19 protein-coding genes and 3 tRNA genes are annotated in these 22,128 nt (G+C 32.1%); 5 read left to right on the top strand and 17 right to left on the bottom strand.

Going from position 1 to position 22,128, the window contains the following annotated elements; all coding sequences use genetic code 11:
- Positions 1 to 265 precede the first annotated feature (265 nt).
- Positions 266 to 601 carry a hypothetical protein gene (locus CHRY9293_RS16860; RefSeq protein WP_228455578.1) on the bottom strand — a complete coding sequence of 112 codons (336 nt, stop codon included), beginning with the start codon at positions 599 to 601 and terminating at the stop codon, positions 266 to 268.
- 1,023 nt (positions 602 to 1,624) lie between these two features.
- Between CHRY9293_RS16860 and CHRY9293_RS16855 the strand changes: the two genes are divergently transcribed.
- The gene (locus CHRY9293_RS16855) at positions 1,625 to 2,023 is read left to right on the top strand and encodes a multicopper oxidase domain-containing protein (RefSeq protein WP_162034048.1); all 399 of its coding nucleotides are present in this window, start codon (positions 1,625 to 1,627) and stop codon (positions 2,021 to 2,023) included.
- Positions 2,024 to 2,066: 43 nt separating this feature from the next.
- Here the strand turns inward: CHRY9293_RS16855 and CHRY9293_RS16850 are convergent, their stop codons facing one another.
- From CHRY9293_RS16850 to CHRY9293_RS16810, 9 genes are all read right to left on the bottom strand, one after another.
- Positions 2,067 to 2,324 (bottom strand): SemiSWEET transporter, encoded by a 258-nt coding sequence (locus tag CHRY9293_RS16850; protein WP_122548150.1) that lies wholly within the window; start codon positions 2,322 to 2,324, stop codon positions 2,067 to 2,069.
- A 35-nt stretch (positions 2,325 to 2,359) separates the two neighbouring features.
- Positions 2,360 to 3,394 carry an NAD(P)/FAD-dependent oxidoreductase gene (locus tag CHRY9293_RS16845; RefSeq protein ID WP_162034047.1) on the bottom strand — a complete coding sequence of 345 codons (1,035 nt, stop codon included), beginning with the start codon at positions 3,392 to 3,394 and terminating at the stop codon, positions 2,360 to 2,362.
- Positions 3,395 to 3,448: 54 nt separating this feature from the next.
- On the bottom strand, positions 3,449 to 4,387 hold the full coding sequence (porN, locus tag CHRY9293_RS16840; protein WP_122548151.1) for a type IX secretion system ring subunit PorN/GldN: 939 nt from the start codon (positions 4,385 to 4,387) through the stop codon (positions 3,449 to 3,451).
- Positions 4,388 to 4,396: 9 nt separating this feature from the next.
- Positions 4,397 to 5,989 (bottom strand): type IX secretion system motor protein PorM/GldM, encoded by a 1,593-nt coding sequence (gene porM / locus CHRY9293_RS16835; protein WP_162034046.1) that lies wholly within the window; start codon positions 5,987 to 5,989, stop codon positions 4,397 to 4,399.
- A gap of 55 nt (positions 5,990 to 6,044) precedes the next feature.
- Positions 6,045 to 6,737: a type IX secretion system motor protein PorL/GldL gene (gene porL / locus CHRY9293_RS16830; RefSeq protein WP_122548153.1), complete on the bottom strand. Its 693-nt coding sequence runs from the start codon at positions 6,735 to 6,737 to the stop codon at positions 6,045 to 6,047.
- A 60-nt stretch (positions 6,738 to 6,797) separates the two neighbouring features.
- Positions 6,798 to 8,213, bottom strand: coding sequence for a T9SS ring complex lipoprotein PorK/GldK (gene porK, locus CHRY9293_RS16825; protein WP_162034045.1), 1,416 nt, complete (start codon positions 8,211 to 8,213; stop codon positions 6,798 to 6,800).
- A 109-nt stretch (positions 8,214 to 8,322) separates the two neighbouring features.
- Positions 8,323 to 10,176, bottom strand: coding sequence for a glutamine--fructose-6-phosphate transaminase (isomerizing) (glmS, locus tag CHRY9293_RS16820; protein WP_162034044.1), 1,854 nt, complete (start codon positions 10,174 to 10,176; stop codon positions 8,323 to 8,325).
- Between the two features lie 37 nt (positions 10,177 to 10,213).
- The gene (locus CHRY9293_RS16815; protein ID WP_162034043.1) at positions 10,214 to 11,776 is read right to left on the bottom strand and encodes a DUF4270 family protein; all 1,563 of its coding nucleotides are present in this window, start codon (positions 11,774 to 11,776) and stop codon (positions 10,214 to 10,216) included.
- 13 nt (positions 11,777 to 11,789) lie between these two features.
- Entirely contained in the window at positions 11,790 to 12,560 is a 771-nt protein-coding gene (locus tag CHRY9293_RS16810; protein WP_162034042.1) for a glycogen/starch synthase, read from the bottom strand.
- A gap of 168 nt (positions 12,561 to 12,728) precedes the next feature.
- Here CHRY9293_RS16810 and panC point away from each other — a divergent pair, with 168 nt between their 5' ends.
- On the top strand, positions 12,729 to 13,577 hold the full coding sequence (panC, locus tag CHRY9293_RS16805; protein WP_162034041.1) for a pantoate--beta-alanine ligase: 849 nt from the start codon (positions 12,729 to 12,731) through the stop codon (positions 13,575 to 13,577).
- Positions 13,578 to 13,666: 89 nt separating this feature from the next.
- Here panC and CHRY9293_RS16800 read toward each other — a convergent pair.
- The 3 genes from CHRY9293_RS16800 to CHRY9293_RS16790 form a co-directional block, all read right to left on the bottom strand.
- Positions 13,667 to 13,739 (bottom strand) — tRNA-Lys (locus CHRY9293_RS16800).
- A 61-nt stretch (positions 13,740 to 13,800) separates the two neighbouring features.
- Positions 13,801 to 13,883 (bottom strand) — tRNA-Leu (locus CHRY9293_RS16795).
- A 33-nt stretch (positions 13,884 to 13,916) separates the two neighbouring features.
- Positions 13,917 to 13,989: transfer RNA gene (locus CHRY9293_RS16790), tRNA-Lys, on the bottom strand.
- Between the two features lie 116 nt (positions 13,990 to 14,105).
- Here CHRY9293_RS16790 and CHRY9293_RS16785 point away from each other — a divergent pair.
- Positions 14,106 to 14,615, top strand: a complete 510-nt coding sequence (locus CHRY9293_RS16785) for a shikimate kinase (RefSeq protein WP_162034040.1) — start codon at positions 14,106 to 14,108, stop codon at positions 14,613 to 14,615.
- Between the two features lie 11 nt (positions 14,616 to 14,626).
- Here CHRY9293_RS16785 and CHRY9293_RS16780 read toward each other — a convergent pair whose 3' ends face one another.
- Complete coding sequence (locus tag CHRY9293_RS16780; protein ID WP_122548160.1) at positions 14,627 to 15,079, bottom strand: RNA-binding S4 domain-containing protein; 453 nt, start codon at positions 15,077 to 15,079, stop codon at positions 14,627 to 14,629.
- A 55-nt stretch (positions 15,080 to 15,134) separates the two neighbouring features.
- On the opposite strand from CHRY9293_RS16780, the gene CHRY9293_RS16775 reads away from it, so the two are divergent.
- Positions 15,135 to 15,890 carry a hypothetical protein gene (locus tag CHRY9293_RS16775; RefSeq protein ID WP_162034039.1) on the top strand — a complete coding sequence of 252 codons (756 nt, stop codon included), beginning with the start codon at positions 15,135 to 15,137 and terminating at the stop codon, positions 15,888 to 15,890.
- Positions 15,891 to 15,949: 59 nt separating this feature from the next.
- Here the strand turns inward: CHRY9293_RS16775 and CHRY9293_RS16770 are convergent, their stop codons facing one another.
- The 3 genes from CHRY9293_RS16770 to CHRY9293_RS16760 form a co-directional block, all read right to left on the bottom strand.
- The gene (locus CHRY9293_RS16770; protein WP_162034038.1) at positions 15,950 to 17,467 is read right to left on the bottom strand and encodes an FMN-binding glutamate synthase family protein; all 1,518 of its coding nucleotides are present in this window, start codon (positions 17,465 to 17,467) and stop codon (positions 15,950 to 15,952) included.
- Between the two features lie 53 nt (positions 17,468 to 17,520).
- Entirely contained in the window at positions 17,521 to 18,867 is a 1,347-nt protein-coding gene (gene mtaB / locus CHRY9293_RS16765) for a tRNA (N(6)-L-threonylcarbamoyladenosine(37)-C(2))-methylthiotransferase MtaB (protein WP_162034037.1), read from the bottom strand.
- Between the two features lie 434 nt (positions 18,868 to 19,301).
- Positions 19,302 to 20,099, bottom strand: coding sequence for a hypothetical protein (locus CHRY9293_RS16760; RefSeq protein WP_162034036.1), 798 nt, complete (start codon positions 20,097 to 20,099; stop codon positions 19,302 to 19,304).
- A 201-nt stretch (positions 20,100 to 20,300) separates the two neighbouring features.
- On the opposite strand from CHRY9293_RS16760, the gene glgP reads away from it, so the two are divergent.
- Positions 20,301 to 21,965: an alpha-glucan family phosphorylase gene (gene glgP, locus CHRY9293_RS16755; protein ID WP_162034035.1), complete on the top strand. Its 1,665-nt coding sequence runs from the start codon at positions 20,301 to 20,303 to the stop codon at positions 21,963 to 21,965.
- Positions 21,966 to 22,128 lie beyond the last annotated feature (163 nt).

The following is a 22,128-nucleotide window of genomic DNA, read 5'->3' as shown; positions in this document are numbered from 1 at the left end:
AACTATTACAAAACAATATGGTATTAGAAGTTATAAAATTGATTTAATTTCCATAAACACAACTGGCTGTTATGTAATACATTATAGTAAAGATGGCTGTTTAACGCAGGAATCCTTGCCGCCCCTCTTTTGATCATAATTCTAGAGTTTAAATAAATCGTTAATGTTTTAAAATGAAAATGGTAATAAGAATAGCTACGATGTGAAGATTACCAACAAACACAACGCATAACATTCCTCATTCGAATTGAGCCGGAAATAAATTCTAAATTCTGATTGAACGCATCAGAATAAATCTTTTGACAACAGAAAGATTTGACAAAAAGGCATTAATATTGGGCCTTTTTTTCTTAAAGCTTTTTAAACCAAATACATATACTAAACTAAAAATGTTTGAAAAAACAACAATTGTTTGTAAAGTACTAGTTATCTTAAAATCATCTTCTTCAAGATCCCCTGAATATGCATTTGCTAATTCGTCCAAAGATTGTTGAATAGAATTCTGATTTACACGATTTTCCCTTTGAGGAATATGGTGATGATGAGAAACATGACCTTTATGGTCATTCTGAAAAGTGTTGACATTGATTTTACTTTCCACTATAAATAGTGTAAAGAGACTCACCAAAAAATATATTATACAGTTTCTCATTTTCCAGGCACAAATTTAAGTTATACTTTCTATAAGTTTTTAAATAATTTTATGATTATTTATATATTAACAATATTTAACGGAGTTTTAAATAATCTGAAAACTCGTAAATTCATTATAGTTTAAAAAACAAAAACACCTCTCAATAACGTAATTAAAAGCATATCCATCTCATACAGGTTACTCAATAACAAATCAGAGATAACGATAAAAATAAACATATACATTAAAAAAATAGTATTTAATTCATAATTTATTTTAAAATTGATAATTAAATTTAGTATATTTGCTCATATAAATAACCATGTAGTGAATTATATTTTATTGATTATTTCTATTGAAACAGAATTTTTGTAAGCATACAATAGTCCCAAAGACTCTGTCCTATTTTAAATTTTAAATATCAAATATTAATTTTCCACTGAAACCAAAACATGAAACATATCCCATATTATGAGAAAGTTTTTGAAACCGTTATATCTTGTCACTCTTTACATGCACAAATTGCTATTTATACATAAAGGATCATCATAGATTAGTACGAATAGTAACATAACAATGCTAATAGAAAAATGATGATTTCAAGGGATAATGCCTCTAGCGGCAGTTATTCCACCTTATTAAAACAAAAAAGATATAAACCAAATTATTATCAAATGATCGTATAATCATTTATATGTAACAACTTGACAAACAAAAATTAAACTATAAAAAAGCAATCAATTATTTTTTTAACCTTAGTCAAATTACTATTCAATAATAGATTCTAATACACAAACTCATGAAAAAAAAGGAGGGGACTGTCTCAAAAGGCAGTCTCTTTTTTACATGCTAGAGCATTATAAAGAAACCTACAATTCGTTCAATTAAAAACAAATAATTACTACAAAATTAACATATATACATAAAATAGTTGTAAATTTATAATACACTAAATTCTATTCATGAAATATTTACAAATCACTAATTATTATGAAAAAATCATTACTTCTTATAATGTTGGGCTTCGTTGTTTGTTTAACAATAGCATGTAAACACCCTGGAAAAGACATTGAGAATATCTCGACTACCCTCAATTCTACATCGAATACCGAGGATATTACAAAAAATGTCTTTGTAGATAATTTTGGAGATAAATTGGAAGTTATTATCAACAATTCAAACAATACTGCCACGATCCATTTGGATGGAAAAACATATGAATTAAAGAAAAGTAATAATCTGCCTGATTATACTGCATCTGACGCAGAATATCAATACTCAAATATTAAAGGTAATATTATTTTTCTCAACAAAGATTATGATATGGTTATTTTTCAATATAAACAAAATAATAAAAATCCAAAATCAACCAAAATGGCCTCTTATTAAATGTTTCAATAATGTAAAATCTATAACATTAGGTATTTTAGACTTATTTATTTCTGAATATGATATAAAATATCAGCAATGTTATATTAATCAATGCCGAAAAGGCATTAGATAAAATGATAGGAAGCTCGTCTTTAATAATTCCATACCAAACCCATAAAGAAACACCTACAATCAGAATCAAAAGTGTTATCCATGAAAGATCATCAACATTTTTATTTTTTAAAATCTTTATAAGCTGAGGTAACATAGAGGCGGAAGTAAGAATTGCAGCAGTAATTCCTAATATATTTTCATTCATAATGATGATCAATTCTCTTCAATTAAAAATATAAGCTATTTAAATCGTTCTAAAGAAACTTCTTTATCTAAAGGAATTTTATTTTCAATAAAATCATATAAACTTTTCGAAAAGTAACATCCATTAAGAATACCTCGTGCTCCTAGACCATTAAAAACATAAATATTATCGTAATTAAAATGTTTTCCTATAATAGGTCTTCGATCTTTTACGGTAGGTCTAAATCCAAAATTAACTTCTTTCACATCAAAATCATAAGGATAAAATTCCGAAAGCCCATTGATAAGTTGCTCCACAGCAGAATCATCCACAAAATGATGTAATTGTTCTCTATCATAAGTTCCTCCGTAAAAATATAATCCGTCGTGAGTGGGAAACAAGAAATGCTTCTTTTTAATTGTAATATTCTCAGGTATACTCTCTGAAATTTCTACTTTAATATGGTGTCCTTTATTTGGTACAACGGCAATATCAGAAAAATAAGGATTTTCTTTCACACCCATTCCCTCACAAAAAACAATATTATGAAAAGAAAAATCTTTATATGAGGATTTTGAAGTATTTAATTGAGAATAATCAAACTTTTCATTTACGAGTTGATCTCTAGTTTCAAAAAAACTCAATAAACCCTTGAAAAAACCATTTACTTCAAGCCTGGCAGAGTAATTTACTTTTCCTGTATTATAATCATTTTTTACCCCCTCTATTTGTTCTATTTTTCTATTAAGAAAATTACTAAGATCACTATTTTCTGATTTTTTTAGCCATAGCCTTTGTTCATTTTCATCGTGAAATATTCTATGTATAGGAGCATCCAACAGATAATTTTGTCCTATATATGATTCTATCTCAAGTAAAGTCTTTTTTAAAAAATCTATTTGCTCTTGAGCTTTCCAAAATGTAGTGAATTTTTTCAATATCACCGGATTAATCACCCCTGCAGAAACTTGAGACGCACTCTTTTTACTCTCCGAAAATATAACGAAAGACTTTTGATGTTTAACCAATTGATGTGCAAAAAATAATCCTGCATATCCATCCCCTACAATAATATAATCTACATTTTTCATAATAAAAAAACCTGAGTAAAAATACTCAGGTTTTGTATAAATATCAAGTGAAATTTAATAATTCCACATTTCATTTTCCATTTCAAGAATCTGCTCCTTAATTCTATCACTCTCTTCGATTTGATCATCCGCATCTCTAGGAACATAGTCTTTAATTACACCATCTCCAAGACCAGTTGACGATTTAAAGATTACTGAAGAGAATCTTCTTGCATTAATTAGATCATCAAAAGATAAATCTGCTGAAGAATTTTTTCTATTGAATACATAATTATTGGCTAAAATTTCTCTTGCATTAGGATAAAATACCCAGAACAAGTCAATAAGATCATTAGCTCCTTCTAAAGGCTGCCCATCAGGACCCATTCTACCAATCATCTGTGGATCAGGACCCATTGCTGCAATTCCTAACGGTCTATATTTCAACTCTCCATCTCTTTTATCAATAAACCACATACCATAGATTTTTAAAACTTTAACTTTATCAGTTGTTGTTTCGTAAACATCGGTAAGTTCTTTCTTTTCTTGATCAGTAAGTTGACGTCCACTATTTAAAATATTAACGGCTTCATCATCCACTCGCACACTTACCAATCTATCTTTGATTTGTTGAGGAGTCAATCTTGTTACAAAATTTTCGTCATCATAAACCTCAGAAATTTCACCATTTAAAGCTCCATCCAGTAGAAGTTTATAAAGAGATTTAGTTTCTGTTGACAATAAACCATCAGGGTTATTATAATAGAATGGCTGATTGATTTTGTCATTCATATCAATAACTTCCCAGACATATATACTTTTTAAAATGTCTTTCTCATCAACATATCCATATTCCAATGGCTTCGTTTTCTTATCAACTAAGCTATCTCCAACTTTAATTTTGTTTTCAGATCTCATTTTTCTGAACTCTTCCGGAGACGAAGCGTTTAGAATCGTCTGGGAAAACATAAACCCAGAAACTAAAATTAAAAGACTGCTACTATACTTTTTCATAAACGTTTTTTATTGGATATTAATTAATACTGGTGAAATATTTGGAATTTTTTGATCGCCTAATCCAGTAGCCGCTGCTTTAATTTCAAATATATAAACACCATCTCCAGGTCTTAAATTTCTAAATAAACCTGCTGCACTCTGTAATGAATTACCTTGGATTTGCATAGATGCTCTACCAGGAACTCTTACCATAAATGAAGTCACATTAAATGATACAGGGAAATCAAAATCAGGTATTACAGCCGAAAGAGATTGATTTTCTACTGATGTTGCAGGCATTGTTAAGACATTTTTACCTCTAATTTGTCCTTGAGGAGGTGGAACATTCTTAATTCTATACTCAAACACTTGAGAGATAGATTTTCCATAAGGATCTGTTCCGGATAAGGTAAGCTTAAGAATATTTCCTGCACCAGGTCTTACATCCCACTTACCAGGTCCTGTCCCTCTTACTGAAGCTCCAGGAGCAGATAATGATAACTTAGCATTGTCAGCACCTAATATAGATCCAGAAACTGGGTTATCAAGCCCTCTATACATTACATTCATTTTATCAGCTGATAAAAGTAATCCTTTTTGAAGTTTTACTTCTTGAGGACCTGCAATTACATTATATGTATGAGTGAAAGGGAAACTTTGAGCTTTACCTGTAGCATCTGTTAATGTAATATTACCAGCTAATGTATGAGCACCAATACTACTTGTATTAAGTGCAGCATATCCTTTACCATTCTCTTGTCTGCTAACTCCAGAAATATTAATTTTATTACTGTTGGAATAGTTTCCTAACATAATAACAGCTTCAGCAGGCTTACCAGCAACAACATCTACAGGCGCAGAAACTATAGCTTCATAACTTGTAAACTTAATGTTGGCATCTACTTTTTCTTGTAATAATAATGCTAATGCATCAGATTGCAAGTTTCTAGCGTCATTTTGAATAATTTCTAAATTAGACAATGCAGCAATTAATGGTTGGTGATAGAATTTATTCTGTAACCACGTTTTATTATTTGGCGATTGACCTTTAGGATATTCAGCAACTAAAGATTTATTAGCTCTATCAATAAGATCCTTCAATTGAGAATTACTTTTGAATGTAGCATTAATATAATTTCTGATATCATCAATCTTTGCCTTTAAATCAGATGCCCCTTTTGAAGAAGAATTTTCATCTCCATCTTTAAAGAAATAAGTTGTAGTTGCTTCATTATTATTAAGAGCTGAAAAATTTTCACTAACATCAACTAATTTACCTGTCTTAGGGTCTTTTTCTACAAATTCAGATTCTTTTTTTAATTTATCTTTGATTTGATCTGCATGTGATACTAACGCATTAATTTTCTCTTTCAATTTTAGATATTGCCCCCATGGCTCAGCATAAGTATCAGGTACTTGTTGTGCTTTAGCTTCGAGAGTTTTTTCAAAAATATCTTCGTTCTTTCTTTCTGTTAATAAACGAGTTTCTTTTAATGCTACCGTAGAATCATAATATGACCTGATAATCTCAGCATCAATATTTAATGCCATCATAGCGATGAACACCAAATACATTAGATTGATCATCTTCTGACGTGGAGTCTGTTTTCCTTGTGCCATTCTCTTTTTTCTTGTTTTTTAGATTAAAAATTAATTTTAGAAATGGTTTTGAGAATTAAGACTTCATCGCAGTCAACATACCGCCATAAACTCTATTTAGATTATTAAGATTAGAAGTTAAACCTTGTAGTTCTTGATTGAATTTTTCTGAATGTTCAATAGATCTTTGCATGTCATCTACATATTTTCTAGCAGAATCTGCTTGTCTTTGACCATGCTCTAATTGCATTGTATATAAAGCATTCATACTTTCCATATGTTGAGCAGCTTTGTTTAATTGCTCATTATATTTATGTGTAGAAGCAGATACATCAACAGTTTGATTGATTTGGTCTACTGAATTTGAGAATTTATCAATTCCACTTCTTAATCTTTCAAATAAGTGAACATCCAATTTAGCATCTTCCAACATTTTATCCAGCTTATTAGAAAGAGAATTTTCTAATTCTGCAAATTGAGCTCCCGTATTTCTTGTTGATATATTGGAATGTAATGGATTGGGATTAGCATGTTTATCTAACAATTCAGGATACACATTTTCCCAAGCATAAGACTCTTCAGTTTTTGGAGGGTCGAAAGCAAAAATGATGAAGATAATTGCTTCTGTAATTAGACCCACAGTAAGAGCAACGTTACCACTAATTGGTCCTAAATTAATGTGAGTAATTTTAAGCCAAGCTCCAAGAATTACAATCGCAGCACCGAATGAATAAAAGAAATTCATCCAAGCATCTTTAGTCTTAAACATATAAGTTAGTTTTTTAATGTTAAATAAAAATAATGTATTGTGAAAAATTGTCTAGTTGATTTATCTGTTAACTCTTCTTGGCTTAACAGCAGCTTCAGGAATATCCTGTACTGTTCTAAACCCGATATAACTTCTAGCTGAATCTTTTCTTTCCCAATCTCTTGCACCTGTCATTAACATGTAACCAACGTCTTTCCAAGAGCCACCTCTTACAGATTTCTTTGTATCGATTTTATCTTTAGTTGATGGATTTAAAGTAGAAGAGAAAGCATAGGAAGAATTATTATATGCAGATTCTGTCCATTCAGAAACGTTTCCAGCCATATCAAATAAACCAAATCCATTTTTCTTAAATTTCTTTACTGGAGCTGTATATGTATAAGTACCCTTTTTATCATCTTCCATATAGTTACCTCTCTTAGGCTTAAAGTTAGCCAAATAGCAACCTCTATCATCCATTAAATAAGGTCCACCCCAAGGGTAAGTTGCATTTTGCATTCCTCCTCTGGCAGCATATTCCCATTCAATTTCCGTAGGAAGACGGAATTGCATAGGTCTTTGTTTTTTTCTTTTTAAGCTTTCGTTATAATCTGATTTTAACTTAGATCTGAAATTACAGTACGCTCTTGCTTGATCCCAAGTTATTCCAACAACAGGATAATCTTTATAGGCTTTATGCCAAAAATATTGTTCGAATAATGGTTCATTATAAGCAAAGTGGAAATCTTTTACCCAAACAGTTGTATCAGGATAAATAGCAATACTTTCACTTCTCAGATAGTTTACTCCTCTTTCTTTATCAGCCAAAGCAGCATCCATATCTCCCCATCTATAAGTATATTTCAATTTACTAACATCAAGAATTCTTTCATTACCTATCCTAGAAGAAGCTGGTAAGTACATAGATTCAAGTACTTCTGCATATTCTACATCTGGATATCTAGATGTATTCCAATGCAAAGGAACTTTCCAATCTAATCTCTTGCTTGCATCGTATCCTCCATCATCTCTTCCTCCTTGTCCTTCTAGATATTCTTGATAAGGTGTTAAGTTTTCTTCTTTTTGAGCAAGGTAGGCATAATCACCTATACCAGTTCCCTTACCTCTACCGTCTCCTCCTTCACCTGCTGCTTCAGCAAGCAAAGTTCTTGCGATAGAATCTCTTACATAACTAATAAAAACCCTATACTCTGCATTAGTAGTTTCCGATTCATCCATGAAGAAAGACGAAACCGTCACGGTTTTCAAAGAAGCTTTTTCAGGAGTACTGGTTGGATCCTGATCAGCTAAACCAGCAACAAATGAGCCTGCAGGAATGGCAACCATACCATATGGTCTTTCCGCAACAAATGATTTAGCTTTTTCCTTTGGTATTAGCTCTCCCTTAGTTCCTGGCTTCCCCACAGAAGAGCTACCACCTGAACAAGATACCGATGCTACCGACGCAGACAATAATAAAAGAAATATCCTTTTCATGTTAATTTTTATAATTAAGCCGTAAATATATAATTTTTTTAAGAAACTTTTAAGATTTTTTTTGAAATAACGAAAGAAATCTAAATTTATTTTATTTACGAGATTTTTTTTATTCTACAGTTACAGATTTCGCAAGGTTTCTTGGCTGATCTACGTTAGCTCCTCTATATACAGCTATATAATAAGCTAATAGCTGTAAAGGTACTGAGGCTAAAATAGGAGAAAAACATTCCGACGTTTCAGGAATCTCAATAACATAATCTGCCATTTCACTCACTTGCTGATCACCTTTATTCACTACCGCAATAAGTTTCCCTTTTCTAGCTTTAATCTCCTGAACATTGCTTACAATTTTATCATAATGCCCTTTCTTTGGAGCAATAATAACAATAGGCATATTCTCGTCAATTAGCGCAATAGGACCATGCTTCATTTCTGCCGCAGGATAACCTTCTGCATGAATATATGAAATCTCTTTCAACTTTAACGCTCCTTCTAAGGCAGCAGGATAGTTATATCCTCTACCTAAATAAAGGAAGTTAGTACTTTTTACAAAATCTTTTGAGATGTTTTTAACCAGCTCATGAGTCGTACTCAAAACTTCTTCGATCTTTTTCGGAATTAAATCCAACTCCGCAATTAAACTCATAAAACTCGTATTGTCTAAAGTTCCATTATGCTTACCTAGCTTAAATGCAATTAATGTAAGAATAGTAAGCTGAGCTGTAAATGCTTTTGTTGAAGCTACTCCAATTTCAGGTCCTGCATGAGTATATGAACCAGCATCTGTAATTCTTGCAATAGAGGAATCTACTACATTACATATACCATATATAAATGCACCTTTTTCTTTAGCTAATTTCAACGCTGCCATCGTATCTGCTGTTTCTCCTGATTGAGAAATCGCAATAACAACATCTTTATCAGTGATAATCGGATTTCTATATCTAAATTCGGAAGCATATTCAACTTCTACAGGAATTCTAGCATACTCTTCAATAAGATACTCACCAATAAGTCCGGCATGCCAAGATGTTCCACAAGCAATGATGATTATTCTATTAGCATTTTTGAATTTTTCTACATGATCCCAGATACCTGCCATTTTAATAACCCCTTCATCTACCAACAGTCTTCCTCTCATTGTATCATGTATAGATTTCGGCTGCTCGAAAATTTCTTTAAGCATAAAATGCTCATAACCTCCCTTCTCTATTTGTTCTAAGCTTAATTTAAGCTTTTGAATTTCAGGCTCTATTTTAGAATTATCATTAATGGTTCTAATATCTACTCCATTCTCTAATGAAATAGTAGCCATATGTCCTTCTTCCAAATAAATAGCTTCTTTTGTAAATTCTACAAAAGGAGAAGCATCAGAAGCAATAAAATATTCTTTATCTCCTATCCCTATTGCGAGAGGAGAACCTAATCGTCCTACAACTAAAACACCTGGAAAATCCTCATGCATTACTGTAATTGCATAAGCTCCATACACTTCATTAAGAGCATATCTTACTGCAGTTGGAAAGTCAGTTTCAGAATTCAAATCCATAAAATATTGGACAAGATTCACAAGTACTTCAGTATCTGTTTCCGACTTGAAAGTAAAACCTTTCTCCGTAAGCATTGTTTTAATCGTATCATAGTTTTCAATAATCCCGTTATGAATTATTGCTATTTTACCATTATTAGATAAATGGGGGTGAGAGTTTCTATCACTTGGTACTCCATGAGTTGCCCAGCGTGTATGTCCCATTCCTATTTTGGCAACCCCTTTCAGTTTACCAGAAATATTAACAAGGTCATCTACTTTACCTTTAGTTTTTTCAACTTCAAGTTTCTTATTACCATTCTCTAAAACAATTCCGGCGCTATCATATCCTCTATATTCTAGTCTTTTAAGACCATTAATAACGATATCATAAGCATCCTGAAAACCTGTATACCCTACTATTCCGCACATAATTTTTCAAATGTATTTTGTTGTTTGTTTGTTTAATTTATTTTGTTCCGTAAAGAACTCTCAGTTGGATTCTATTAGGATTGTTTACATCACTAGATCCAACAAATACGGCTCTTTCTACTGCAAATGCTCGAGACGTATATTGGTATCCTCCTAAAACCCCACTTGAACTCGATAAGAAACTACCTATGTCTATTTTTAATAATTTATTAGTATTATCTACTCCAGTTACTTCTACAAGGTCTTTAATAGATTTTGTAACGGTAAATTCATAATATGTTGGATTTTTATCGGTGTCGTATACTTTAAAAAGCGAAAAGTTATTAGCTCCCACCAAATTAAGTAAATCTGTTGTAAATGCACTTACATCTTTCCCAGAATCTTTATCTTTTTGAATAATGGTAAATGAGGAAGGCTTCGCATATTTATTAGTCCATGATCCATCAGTATACATTCTGATTTTAGCACTTACAATGGCTGCTTTTTTATCCTGATATAGTTTTTTAAGTTTATCAAGCTCCTCATTGGGAATTTTAATTCCTATTGAAGGACCACCCATTCCTTGTAAAAATAATTTTTCGTCACCAACAGTTGTATCTCCAGTAACATTTGGAAAGCCAGTTAATCCAGATCTATCATATTTATAATTCCCAATATGAGCATTTCCTGCTGCTAAAGAGAAGGCATACGTAGCTTGAGGTCTTGTGTTTACACCATTTTCTATTTTATCATACTTATAGTACATGATCATTTCTAAAGCGTTCGGATCAAACTGTACCAAGTAGGCATCATCTTCTACCACAGATAATTTAATCCCTTTAAAGTATCTAATGAAATTAGACATATCATTAAGCTCCGATTGACCTTTTTTATCTATAATCTTTGTTTTAAAGAAACTAGAACTCAATGGAATTCTATATCCGGCAGCTGATGTAAACAATGAACTTCCATCAGAATCCTTGGTAATAGTTACTGCACTTACATTTCCTGTAAAATCAGCCGATCCAATTTCTTGCCCGGTTGCATACTCTTTGTTGGAATAAGCAATATCTGAAAAACCATTTAAAAATTCGTCAACTTCATTTACTTTTATAGTCAGTTTAGGAGCTTTAGCTCTACCATATTTTTTTGCAGGATAGCTACTTACAATCTTCTTAGCATTTTCACCTCCAAATTGGAAGCCATCATCATAAGTATTGGTAGTAAGAGAATCACCTTCATAATACGGTTTTACTACTAATACTACAGAATCCACTGCAGCATTTGTTCCAAAATCCGGATTATATGACGGTAATCTTACCTGAGTATAATAAGATACTTTTTGTTTACCAAATTGATCATCCTTTACCGCTCCTAAAACAGCGGTCGAGGTAGTTAATCCTACTGTATTCAATAATTGGGCGGCATCACTTCTTATACTATCATTATTACTGATATTATAAGCAATAAGGTTAAAATATTCTTCATTACCTGTTGCTGCTCCATCTAAAAATAATTGTTCCCCTAAAGAATCCGGGTCTGGTTCACAATTATAAAGCAAAACGCTTCCAAAAATCACCATGGAAAAAATGGCGATAGATCTTTTAATAATATGAGTCATTAAAATGTGTTTTTTAATACAATTTATTTATAGAATCTACATCAAGATACTCAAATTTTGGAGTATTTGTTTCAATGAAGGCTTTATTCAAATCCTCATCTAAAAACTCATCTCCTTTCACTACAGCATCTACATAGTTCATACTTTCAATAACAAAACTTTTTATTGTCGGATTATCTAACGCTTTTAATCCCAAAATATTATCAAATTTTAATTTTTCTCCAATATTTTTATCTAGATCGGCTTCTTTTTCGTTGTATAAAGACAATACAATCTTAGCATCTTTAAAGTATGTATCGGACTCATAGTACGTTTTAAGATAAATTGGAACAAATGATGACATCCATCCGTTCAAATGAATAACATCGGGAACCCAATTTAATTTTTTGATAGTTTCAATAACTCCTCTTGCAAAGAAAATTGCTCTTTCGTCGTTATCGATAAATGGAACACCTTTGTCATCAAAATAATATTCTTTTCTTTTAAAATACTCTTCGTTATCAATAAAATAAACTTGGAGCCTTTCACCTGGAAGAGATGCTACTTTAATGATAAGAGGCTGATCAAGATCATTAATGATAATATTCATCCCTGAAAGTCGGATCACTTCATGAAGCTGGAATTTCCTTTCACTTATTTGTCCAAATCTTGGCATAAAAACTCTTACATCATTGCCTTCATTGTGCATCTTAAGTGCCATTTTATTTACCACTGTAGCCATATTTGTATCTTCCTGATACGGAAACATCTCTGTAGTAATATACAGTATTTTTTGATTCGGCATAAACTTCTATCTATTTTTTTTTAATCTTTTAATGTGCAAAATTACAAAAAAACATCCAACATTGTTTTAATTAACATTTTTTTACGAAAATTAGGTATTCTAACTTATAAAAACAGCATATTATTATATCATTTTTTTAGTATTTTTGAATTACTATTAAAATAAATTATGGAAGTTCTAAAAAATAAAAAAACTCTTCAAGATTTCATTGAAAGACAAAAGGAGATGGGGAAGAAAATAGGGTTTGCACCTACGATGGGCGCCCTACACAACGGCCATCTTTCCCTATATAAAGAAGCAAAAAAGGAAAATGACTTGGTAATTTCTTCAATTTTTGTAAATCCTACTCAATTCAATAATGTTGTCGATTTAGAAAAATACCCCCGAGATATTAATCGAGATATATTGATTTTAGAGAACTCCGGATTAGTAGATGCAGTATACATTCCTGAAGTAATAGACATTTACCCTGAAAAGACAGAAAGCATACATTATGATTTTGATGGACTTGAAAATGAAATGGAAGGAAAATCCAGACCTGGACACTTTGATGGAGTAGGTACTGTTGTTGAAGAACTTTTCAAACAGGTACAACCGGACAATGCCTATTTTGGAGAAAAGGATTTTCAGCAACTTGCTATTATCCGAAAACTTGTCGAAAAGAAAAAACTTCCCATTAAAATAAAAGGAGTTGCCATCTATAGAGCCGACAGCGGCTTAGCCTTAAGCTCAAGAAATAAAAGACTACATGAAGATAGAAGGGAAGATTCTAAAGTTATTTTTGAATCGTTAAAAAAAGTCAACGAATGGTTCAAAACAGTAACTATTCCTGAAATTAAGGAAAGAATTAGGGAAATTTTTGATCATCAAAGAGGAATGCAACTTGAATACTTCATGATTGCTGAAGAAGAAACATTAAAAGAGACTCATACCATTTATAAAGATAAAAACTACAGAGCCTTTATTGTAGTTATTGTAGACGGAGTTCGCTTAATTGATAACATACACCTAAAGTGATATAAAATCAAAGGCTTCCTTGTGGGAAGCCTTTGAAACACCAAATCACAAAATATTAATATGAAAAAAATTTACTTTTCAGTAAACTGTGACCTGGCTGGGATTCGAACCCAGGACCCATACATTAAAAGTGTATTGCTCTACCAGCTGAGCTACCAGGTCGGCCACAATTAGTATTGATCAATTAATATCTTTCAACTGCTAATTATATTTTTTGTTGCAGTGCCTGCGACTGGACTCGAACCAGCACATCCTTAGGAAACCACCCCCTCAAGATGGCGTGTCTACCAATTTCACCACGCAGGCAATAAATTACTCAATTTTGTAATTTTTTGCTTGTGACCTGGCTGGGATTCGAACCCAGGACCCATACATTAAAAGTGTATTGCTCTACCAGCTGAGCTACCAGGTCGGCCACTTATTTTATCAAGTTTTCATTTAAGTAATGTCCCTTGTTTTAAGTGGTGCAAAGATATGACTTTTTTCGTTATCTCAAAACTTTTTCGCAAATTTGTTTAAAAAAAATTCATGATAATTTCACTAGTTGGATACATGGGAAGTGGCAAATCTCACATTTCCAAAAATTTAAGCGAAAAAATAAATTTTAAACTAATTGACCTCGATAAAGAGATTTCTAGAAGAGATGAGTTAACAATTCCTGAAATCTTTGAGAAAAAAGGAGAAATCTACTTTAGGAAGCTAGAAAGAGAGATATTAGAAGAAATTCTTTCAACCCAAGAAAATATTATATTAAGTTTGGGGGGAGGAACTCCGGTCTATTATAATAATATGGAAATTATCAATCAAAAATCCGTAAGCATTTTTTTAAAGGCATCCATTTCCACTTTAGTAGAACGCCTCTCTAAACAAAAAGAAAAGAGGCCTATTATAGCTCATATTTCTGATGATTTACTTCCTGAGTTTATAGCCAAACACTTATTCGAAAGAAACCAATATTATAACCTATCTCGATTTAGTATCAATACAGATGCTAGAGATCCTGAAGACATTGTTAACGAAATAGTAGAAAAGCTCTAAATTTAGAGCTTTTAATTTTCGTTTTCTTCTCTATCCTCACCATTTGTATCCTCATCATTTCTGAAAAAATCATCCCAATCCGTAAAATCTGATAACACATCATTCTCAACATATTCATCCATATCTCTCCTATCTTTTTTAGTAGGCCTACCCTCTCCTTTTATTCTATAATAATCTTGAGTCATCCTTCGAAGTTTTAATAATTCATATTGTTCTTTATCTGTCACATCCTTTATGTGAAGAGGAACTAATTTAGCTCCAATCCTGCTTTTGGGAATTTGAATAACTTTAATTTTATAATCTATTTGATTTTTACGAATTTTGATAGTATCCCCTTCCTTTATCTCTTTTGAAGACTTCACAGTAGATTCTCCAATAGAAACTCTATTCTTTTTAATTTCCTCTGCTGCAATACTCCTTGTCTTATAAAAACGAATACTCCATAAAAATTTATCTATTCTCATAATTTTTTATACTTTTGCCGTTATATTAGTTGTAAAGTAATTAAAGTTTTTTGAAATGAGAAAAATATTTTTGTATATTCTTACAGGGTCTTTGTTCTTCTCGTCTTGTAAAAAAGATGATGAAGTAGAAACATATAAGGAACCTGAAGATATTACTGTACAGAACTCCTATGATGATCAGTCGATTCAAAAGTTTCTAGATGGAAACTATTTAGATGCCCAAGGAAATATAAAAGCATTCGATAGTTCGGATACTTCTGATGATGGTTACAAAAAATTATCTGAATTAAGTCCAGAAAAACTTCCATCTGGTGTTATTTACATTCAGCGAATGGGAGCACAACCTGGAGATATTGATCCTTCAAATCCGGGAACGGTAATTGGAGACTCAGCCGTTACAACACTCATGATGAGCGCTAAAACCTATCTTGCAGCCAATCTCGATGGAAATACCTCATTTACATCGGCACAAGTGATGTACAATTGCAGTCCCCTTGATGGTACAGGTTCTCCTTTAGTAGATCCTAAGTTTTACTTTATTTCAAAGGAGGACGATCTGATAAAAAATGCTCAAACAGATGCAGCTAAACAACAAAGTTACTATATGATCGAAGGTTTTAATGAAGCTCTACAAAAGTTTAAAGCTTTTGATTTACCGAATGGAGCTCCTTACAATTTACAAGGAGTAATTATTGTTCCTTCAAGAGCAGCCTTCGCAAGAGACTCTCATTACAACTATAGTGGCTATTCTTTTAGAAACAGAACATTTGTATTTAATTTCCAGGTGTACAAAGCACAACCTCGTACTTAAATTAAGCAAATCAGATAAAATAAAAATACCTACTTTCTTAGTAAAGTAGGTATTTTTATTTATGAACTGGATTTCTGCTTTACATTTCCTAAAATATCGGGAAAATATAAATCAGCTAAATGATCAAATTCATCCCCTCTCATAAACATAGCAGCATCGACTTCTTCATAAGAACTTTTTCCTGCTGCTGCAATAAGTTCATTACACATATGAAGTGTATTTTTATGAAAATGATATACCCTCTCACTCTTATCCGTAACATCTAATCCTTTAATTAACATTTTATCCTGTGTAGCTACTCCTGTTGGACAATTATTAGAATTACATCGTAAAGCTTGGATACAACCTAAAGAAAACATAAATCCTCTTGCATTATTACACATATCTGCTCCCATTGCAATGGCCCTCAAAATATCTAAGCTGGTTAAAACTTTTCCACTTGCGATTACTCGAAGCTTATCTCTCAAATTATAACTCTTTAAAGTTCTATTAACGAAAATCAATGCGGGCTCTAAAGGCATCCCTACCCCATCTGAAAACTCGGGGGGAGCCGCTCCTGTTCCTCCTTCCGCGCCGTCTACTGTAATAAAATCCGGATAAATTTTTAAAACATTCATCTGAACGCATATATCTTCAAATTCTCTTGTATCCCCAATACAAAGCTTAAATCCGATAGGCTTCCCTCCTGATAACTCTCTCAATTGTTGTACAAACTTTAACAGTCCTACTGCATCAGAGAATGCCGAATGTGAAGGTGGCGAAATAATGGTCATTCCAGGGGTGACATGTCGAATCTTTGCAATTTCAGGTGTATTTTTAACGCCCGGTAAAACGCCTCCATGTCCAGGTTTTGCCCCTTGAGACAATTTAATTTCAACCATTTTAACATTGGGTAATGTTGAATACTTTGTAAATAATTCGGCATTAAATTTTCCCTCATTATCTCTACATCCAAAATATCCCGTTCCTATTTGCCAACATAAATCCCCTCCTTCTAAATGATATGGGGATATTCCCCCTTCTCCAGTATTATGGTAAAAATTCCCTTTTTTAGCGCCTCTGTTAAGAGAGATTTGAGCTCTATCACTTAAGGACCCAAAGCTCATTGCCGAAATATTGAGTAAAGAAGCATGATAAGGCTGTGTACATTGTTCTCCTCCTACCCATATCCTGGGAAGTTCTTGCATTGGAGATTTAGCATAAATTGAATGCTTAATCCCTTCATACTTTCTATGATTAACTTCTAATTGTGTTCCAAAAGCAACTGTATCACTAAGGTTTTTAGCACGTCTATATACTGCTGACCGTTGATTTCTCGGAAAAGGCTTACCGTCCGTCTCACGTTCAATGAAGTATTGCTGCATTTCGGGTGAAATACTTTCAAAAAAGTATCTAAAATAACCTACCACAGGAAAGTTCCTTAAAATAGCATGTTTAGTCTGATAGGCATTGTAAACTCCTAATGCATAAATAGCAGATAAAAAAATAGGTATCCAATAATGTGCTCGTATTAACAATGCTACCACCCATGTAGCAATAACTAATACAATCCCCCAAGATAAAAACTTATCTCTCATGAATGTTATATTTAAAGGTTAAAAATAAATTTAGTAGAAATTTAGCAAAACAACTAGGATTTTGCTAAAAAACTTTCGAATGAAGATTGCACAGAAACCGTGCCATCGGACAGAATTTTTTCTAAATTTAGAAACTCTATTTGATTAATTGATTCAGCATCAAAGTCTTTTTGGACTCTTACATAGTTTTCTGTGAAACCGTACATTTTTCCCTCTTTGTTTTCGTGCTCCCAAAGAATAGGAAGTGTTTTACCCAACTGGGTTTGATAAAATGCCATTTTTTTCTTTTCAGAAAGAATTCTTAACATTTTATTTCTTTTCTTTCTTTCAGCTATAGGTACGATCCCATCCATTGATACCGCCTCTGTATTCTCTCTCTCAGAATAGGTAAAAACATGCAGATAAGTAATAGGAAGATCATGTAAGAAATTGTATGTTTCCATAAATCTTTCTTCTGTTTCTCCAGGAAAACCGACAATTACATCAACACCTATTGCAGCATGGGGCATCACCTCACGAATTTTACTTACTCTATCTTTATACAATTTTGTAAGATATCGTCGTTTCATTTTTTTCAACAACTCATCACAACCTGATTGTAATGGGATATGAAAATGAGGAACAAAACTTCTGCTCCTTGATACCAAATCTATGCTTTCGTCTTTTAAAAGGTTAGGCTCTATCGAAGAGATACGAATTCTTTCAATACCTTCTACTTTATCAAGTTCAGAAATAAGATCTAAAAAAGTATGTTCATGTCTTTTATTCCCGAACTCGCCTTTTCCGTAATCTCCAATATTGACACCAGTCAATACAATTTCCTTGATATCTTTTCCTGCAATTTCTGTGGCATTTTTAAGAACATTCTCAATGGTATCTGAACGAGAAATACCTCTTGCTAACGGAATGGTACAATAAGTACATTTATAATCACATCCATCCTGAACTTTCAAAAATGCTCTGGTTCTATCACCAATAGAATAACTCCCAATAAAGAAATCAGTTTCTTCAATTTCACAAGAATGTATAACGCCCTTGCTTTCAGATTTTTCTAAATCCTCCAGGTAACTTAAAATAGTAAATTTTTCTTTAGCTCCCAATACCAAATCTACCCCTTCAATCTGCGAAATTTCTTCAGGTTTCAGCTGTGCATAACATCCTACAATGACTACCAACCCTTCAGGATTAGCTTTTATAGCTCTTTTTACGTGAAGCTTACACTCACGATCAGCATTTTCAGTAACCGAACACGTATTGATTACATACACATCTGCTTTCTCATCAAAGCTTACCTTATCATATCCTGCATCTGTCAATTGACGGGCAATAGTAGATGTCTCTGCAAAGTTTAATTTGCAGCCCAGCGTATGAAATGCGGCAGTTCGATGAAAATGGGACATTTTTACTCCTGAATTTTAATGGGTGCAAAGATAGTAATTTTAATATGAATGGTAAATCGATTCAATCTATTAGTTGTATTAGCTGTCTATATCTTCTTTTACTGACTATTTACACATAATTTTCATCCATAAAACAATACCGCCTCCGGAGAAGCGGCATCATTTCTTATTATTATTGATATTTTTTTATTCTCTATTTTTCACCATCACCCCATCCTGTATATTTAATCGGTGTATTCTTTCCATCTGTTTCATTCCAAGTTATAGAATACCAATACGTTCCTGTAGACACTCTTTTATTTCCCTGAGTTCCATTCCTTTTATAATTATTAAATTGATCTGCTTTGAAAATTAGATTTCCCTACCGATCATAAATAGTAAAAATATTCGATTGTTGCCAATTAATATTGAATTTTCAACTAAAAAATTGCAAATCACTTAATACTTGTGATATTCCCAAACAAATTTTCGAGATGAAAAATTTTATCGAAAGGACTTTTAACCTCTTTTAAATGTTCTTTATTCTGAATAAATGTATATCTGGAAGCAATAGAATTCATATCCGATACAATGACTAACCAACATTCATCAACCGATGTGTCATAATACGGGAATTTTTCATTCTTTTTTTCGATTAATTCTACTATTTTTTCCGAACATAACTCATCAAACAAGTTCATATTATACTCATGAGTTATAAAAACATTTCTTCTGTGAAAAGATTTTCTGATACTTTTTACATACCCTCTCGGTTTGTTTTTTTTGATGCTTCTATAAATGGAAAGAATAATATCTTGTTGATCCTCTAGACTATCAAACTTAATAGTAGAATTAAATTCTAAAAAATAAACACCACGATACTTCGTAGTGTCTTCTTCTTCTAATAATATTTCTGCTTGACGGAAAATTTTATTTAGATTACTTTCATCCTTTTTCATTTCCAAATGATTAATCACTTCTGTGAGCTCTATCCCTATCTTTTTTTCATTAAATTTAGCAATAAAATCAGGGCTTTCACAGATAAAGTTTTCAAACTGCACGTCTGGAAAATGATGCATAAAAGAATTAAGTAATAAAATTTCAGATTTTTTCTTATACTTTTCACGATCGTGAAGAGAGGATTCATCTATTTTACGATGGTACTTTTCTATCGGCTTTTTTTTCAAATGTCGATTCAGGTAGTACAAGCTAAGATTCTTGATTAAATCTTCATCAGAAAATGCCTTTTTCATGTGACTTTATTTATTATTATCAAACACACATAAAACCTCTAATTTCACATTATGAAGTTTTTGATTATCAAAAATTTACTATCTAAAGGTAATGAAAAAAATATTGAAAACACATTGTTCGTTTTAATTTATTAAATAATTAATGTAAAGTTTATTTTCATAATTAATACCTTTACTTATCTAAATGTTAAATTGTGACTTATGGATTTTAAAAGTTTTAGAATACCCTACAGTATCAATCCGCAATACAATAAGAGAGTGGCTTATTTTTCAATGGAATTTGCTATTGAACAGGTTTTAAAGATATATTCTGGAGGACTTGGTTTTTTAGCAGGCTCGCATATGAGAAGTGCCTATAATTTAAAACAAGATCTTATAGGAATTGGTATTCTATGGAAATTTGGGTATTATGATCAAGCAAGAAACCACGATCAAACTTTGCAACCTGTGTGGACAAGAAAACTCTACAGCTTTCTTGAAGACACGGGGATAAAATTTCAAATTGAAATCCACAGCGCCCCAGTTTGGGTAAAGGTTTGGTATCTTGATCCCGAAATATTTAATACAGCTCCAATGTTTTTTCTTTCTACAGATGTTTCTGAAAATGATCATGTTTCAAAAACCATCTGCCACAGACTATACGATGCCAATGAATCCACAAAACTTGCCCAATACATTTTATTGGGAAAAGGGGGAGCAAGATTACTCGATGAAATGAATGTTGAAAGAGATGTGTATCATCTTAATGAAGCTCATGGGCTTCCTGCTGCGTTTCATTTATTAAAAAAATATAATGGAGATCTAGGTAAGGTAAAAGAAAAACTAGTTTTTACCACTCACACCCCGGAAGAAGCCGGAAATGAAAAACATAATTTAAAATTGTGTTATGATATGTCTTATTTCTGTGGCTCAAGTATGGAAGAAGTGAAAAAAATTGAAGGTGCGGATGATGATCGTTTTAATCATTCACTCTGCGCCTTAAAAATGGCTAGAATAGCTAACGGAGTTTCCCAACTTCATGGAGTTGTTTCAAGAGTTATGTGGAGTAAATATCCTGGAACTTGTGAAATTACTTCCATTACCAATGCCCAGGAATTCAAATATTGGAGCGATAAACCTTTGTATAATGCTAAAGATGAAAATAATGAAACTTTATTTGATTATCGTAAAAAACATTTAAAGAAAAGATTGTTTAAAATTGTGGCAGATCAAACAGGGAACTTATTTAATCCCAACATTTTTACCATTGTTTGGGCAAGAAGGTTTGCTGGCTATAAACGGGCAGATTTACTTTTACATGATAAGGATAGATTTTATAGGTTACTGAATCACACAAAATATCCTATACAAATTATTTGGGCTGGGAAACCATATCCAATGGATTATACTGCAATTTCTACTTTTAATTCTTTGGTTGAAGAGAGTAAAAATCATAAAAACATGGCAGTGCTTACCGGATACGAATTATCTCTAAGTAAATCTTTAAAACAAGGCTCTGATTTATGGTTAAACAACCCTAGAGTCCCTAGAGAGGCATCAGGAACTTCAGGAATGACAGCTGCTATGAATGGTTCTATAAATTTCTCAACGGATGATGGTTGGATTCCTGAATTTGCCAAACATGGAGAAAACTCTTTTGTAGTCACCCAAGCAGATTATATGAATATGAGCATCTACGAGCAAGATAACTACGATCTAAATGCCTTATATGAAATTTTAGAAAATGAAATCCTTCCTACCTATTATGATACTCCAGATAAATGGAGGAAAATTCAGTACAATTCTATGAATGATGTTAAAGAGCAGTTCAATAGTGATAGAATGGCCGATGAATATTATAAAGTTCTTTATAATTATAAGGGATAATTAAAGCTTTTTATCTTTTATAACTTTATCCATATAAAAAGAAGCCGTCTCATTTTCCCTGGGGCGGTTTTTATTTATAAACTACACATATTATTTTTTAGGATTATTTTTTTGATTAGAAGTGTATTTTTATGCCACTTTCTTTCTTAAGTTGTGTGCTAAA

Source organism: Chryseobacterium potabilaquae, from assembly GCF_902728265.1.
Classification (GTDB): Bacteria; Bacteroidota; Bacteroidia; order Flavobacteriales; family Weeksellaceae; genus Chryseobacterium; species Chryseobacterium potabilaquae.
Note: the sequence above shows the minus strand (reverse complement) of the source record. Positions and strands in the feature narration are given on the sequence as shown.

Coding starts and splice junctions, on each gene's coding strand:
- porK (WP_162034045.1), bottom strand. CDS start 8,213: ATGAAAAGGATATTTCTTTTATTATTGTCTGCGTCGGTAGCATCGGTA.
- panC (WP_162034041.1), top strand. CDS start 12,729: ATGGAAGTTCTAAAAAATAAAAAAACTCTTCAAGATTTCATTGAAAGA.
- porN (WP_122548151.1), bottom strand. CDS start 4,387: ATGAAAAAGTATAGTAGCAGTCTTTTAATTTTAGTTTCTGGGTTTATG.
- CHRY9293_RS16760 (WP_162034036.1), bottom strand. CDS start 20,099: ATGAAAAAGGCATTTTCTGATGAAGATTTAATCAAGAATCTTAGCTTG.
- CHRY9293_RS16855 (WP_162034048.1), top strand. CDS start 1,625: ATGAAAAAATCATTACTTCTTATAATGTTGGGCTTCGTTGTTTGTTTA.
- CHRY9293_RS16850 (WP_122548150.1), bottom strand. CDS start 2,324: ATGAATGAAAATATATTAGGAATTACTGCTGCAATTCTTACTTCCGCC.
- CHRY9293_RS16775 (WP_162034039.1), top strand. CDS start 15,135: ATGAGAAAAATATTTTTGTATATTCTTACAGGGTCTTTGTTCTTCTCG.
- porL (WP_122548153.1), bottom strand. CDS start 6,737: ATGTTTAAGACTAAAGATGCTTGGATGAATTTCTTTTATTCATTCGGT.
- glmS (WP_162034044.1), bottom strand. CDS start 10,176: ATGTGCGGAATAGTAGGGTATACAGGTTTTCAGGATGCTTATGATATC.
- CHRY9293_RS16785 (WP_162034040.1), top strand. CDS start 14,106: ATGATAATTTCACTAGTTGGATACATGGGAAGTGGCAAATCTCACATT.
- CHRY9293_RS16780 (WP_122548160.1), bottom strand. CDS start 15,079: ATGAGAATAGATAAATTTTTATGGAGTATTCGTTTTTATAAGACAAGG.
- glgP (WP_162034035.1), top strand. CDS start 20,301: ATGGATTTTAAAAGTTTTAGAATACCCTACAGTATCAATCCGCAATAC.
- CHRY9293_RS16845 (WP_162034047.1), bottom strand. CDS start 3,394: ATGAAAAATGTAGATTATATTATTGTAGGGGATGGATATGCAGGATTA.
- CHRY9293_RS16770 (WP_162034038.1), bottom strand. CDS start 17,467: ATGAGAGATAAGTTTTTATCTTGGGGGATTGTATTAGTTATTGCTACA.
- CHRY9293_RS16815 (WP_162034043.1), bottom strand. CDS start 11,776: ATGACTCATATTATTAAAAGATCTATCGCCATTTTTTCCATGGTGATT.
- porM (WP_162034046.1), bottom strand. CDS start 5,989: ATGGCACAAGGAAAACAGACTCCACGTCAGAAGATGATCAATCTAATG.
- mtaB (WP_162034037.1), bottom strand. CDS start 18,867: ATGTCCCATTTTCATCGAACTGCCGCATTTCATACGCTGGGCTGCAAA.
- CHRY9293_RS16810 (WP_162034042.1), bottom strand. CDS start 12,560: ATGCCGAATCAAAAAATACTGTATATTACTACAGAGATGTTTCCGTAT.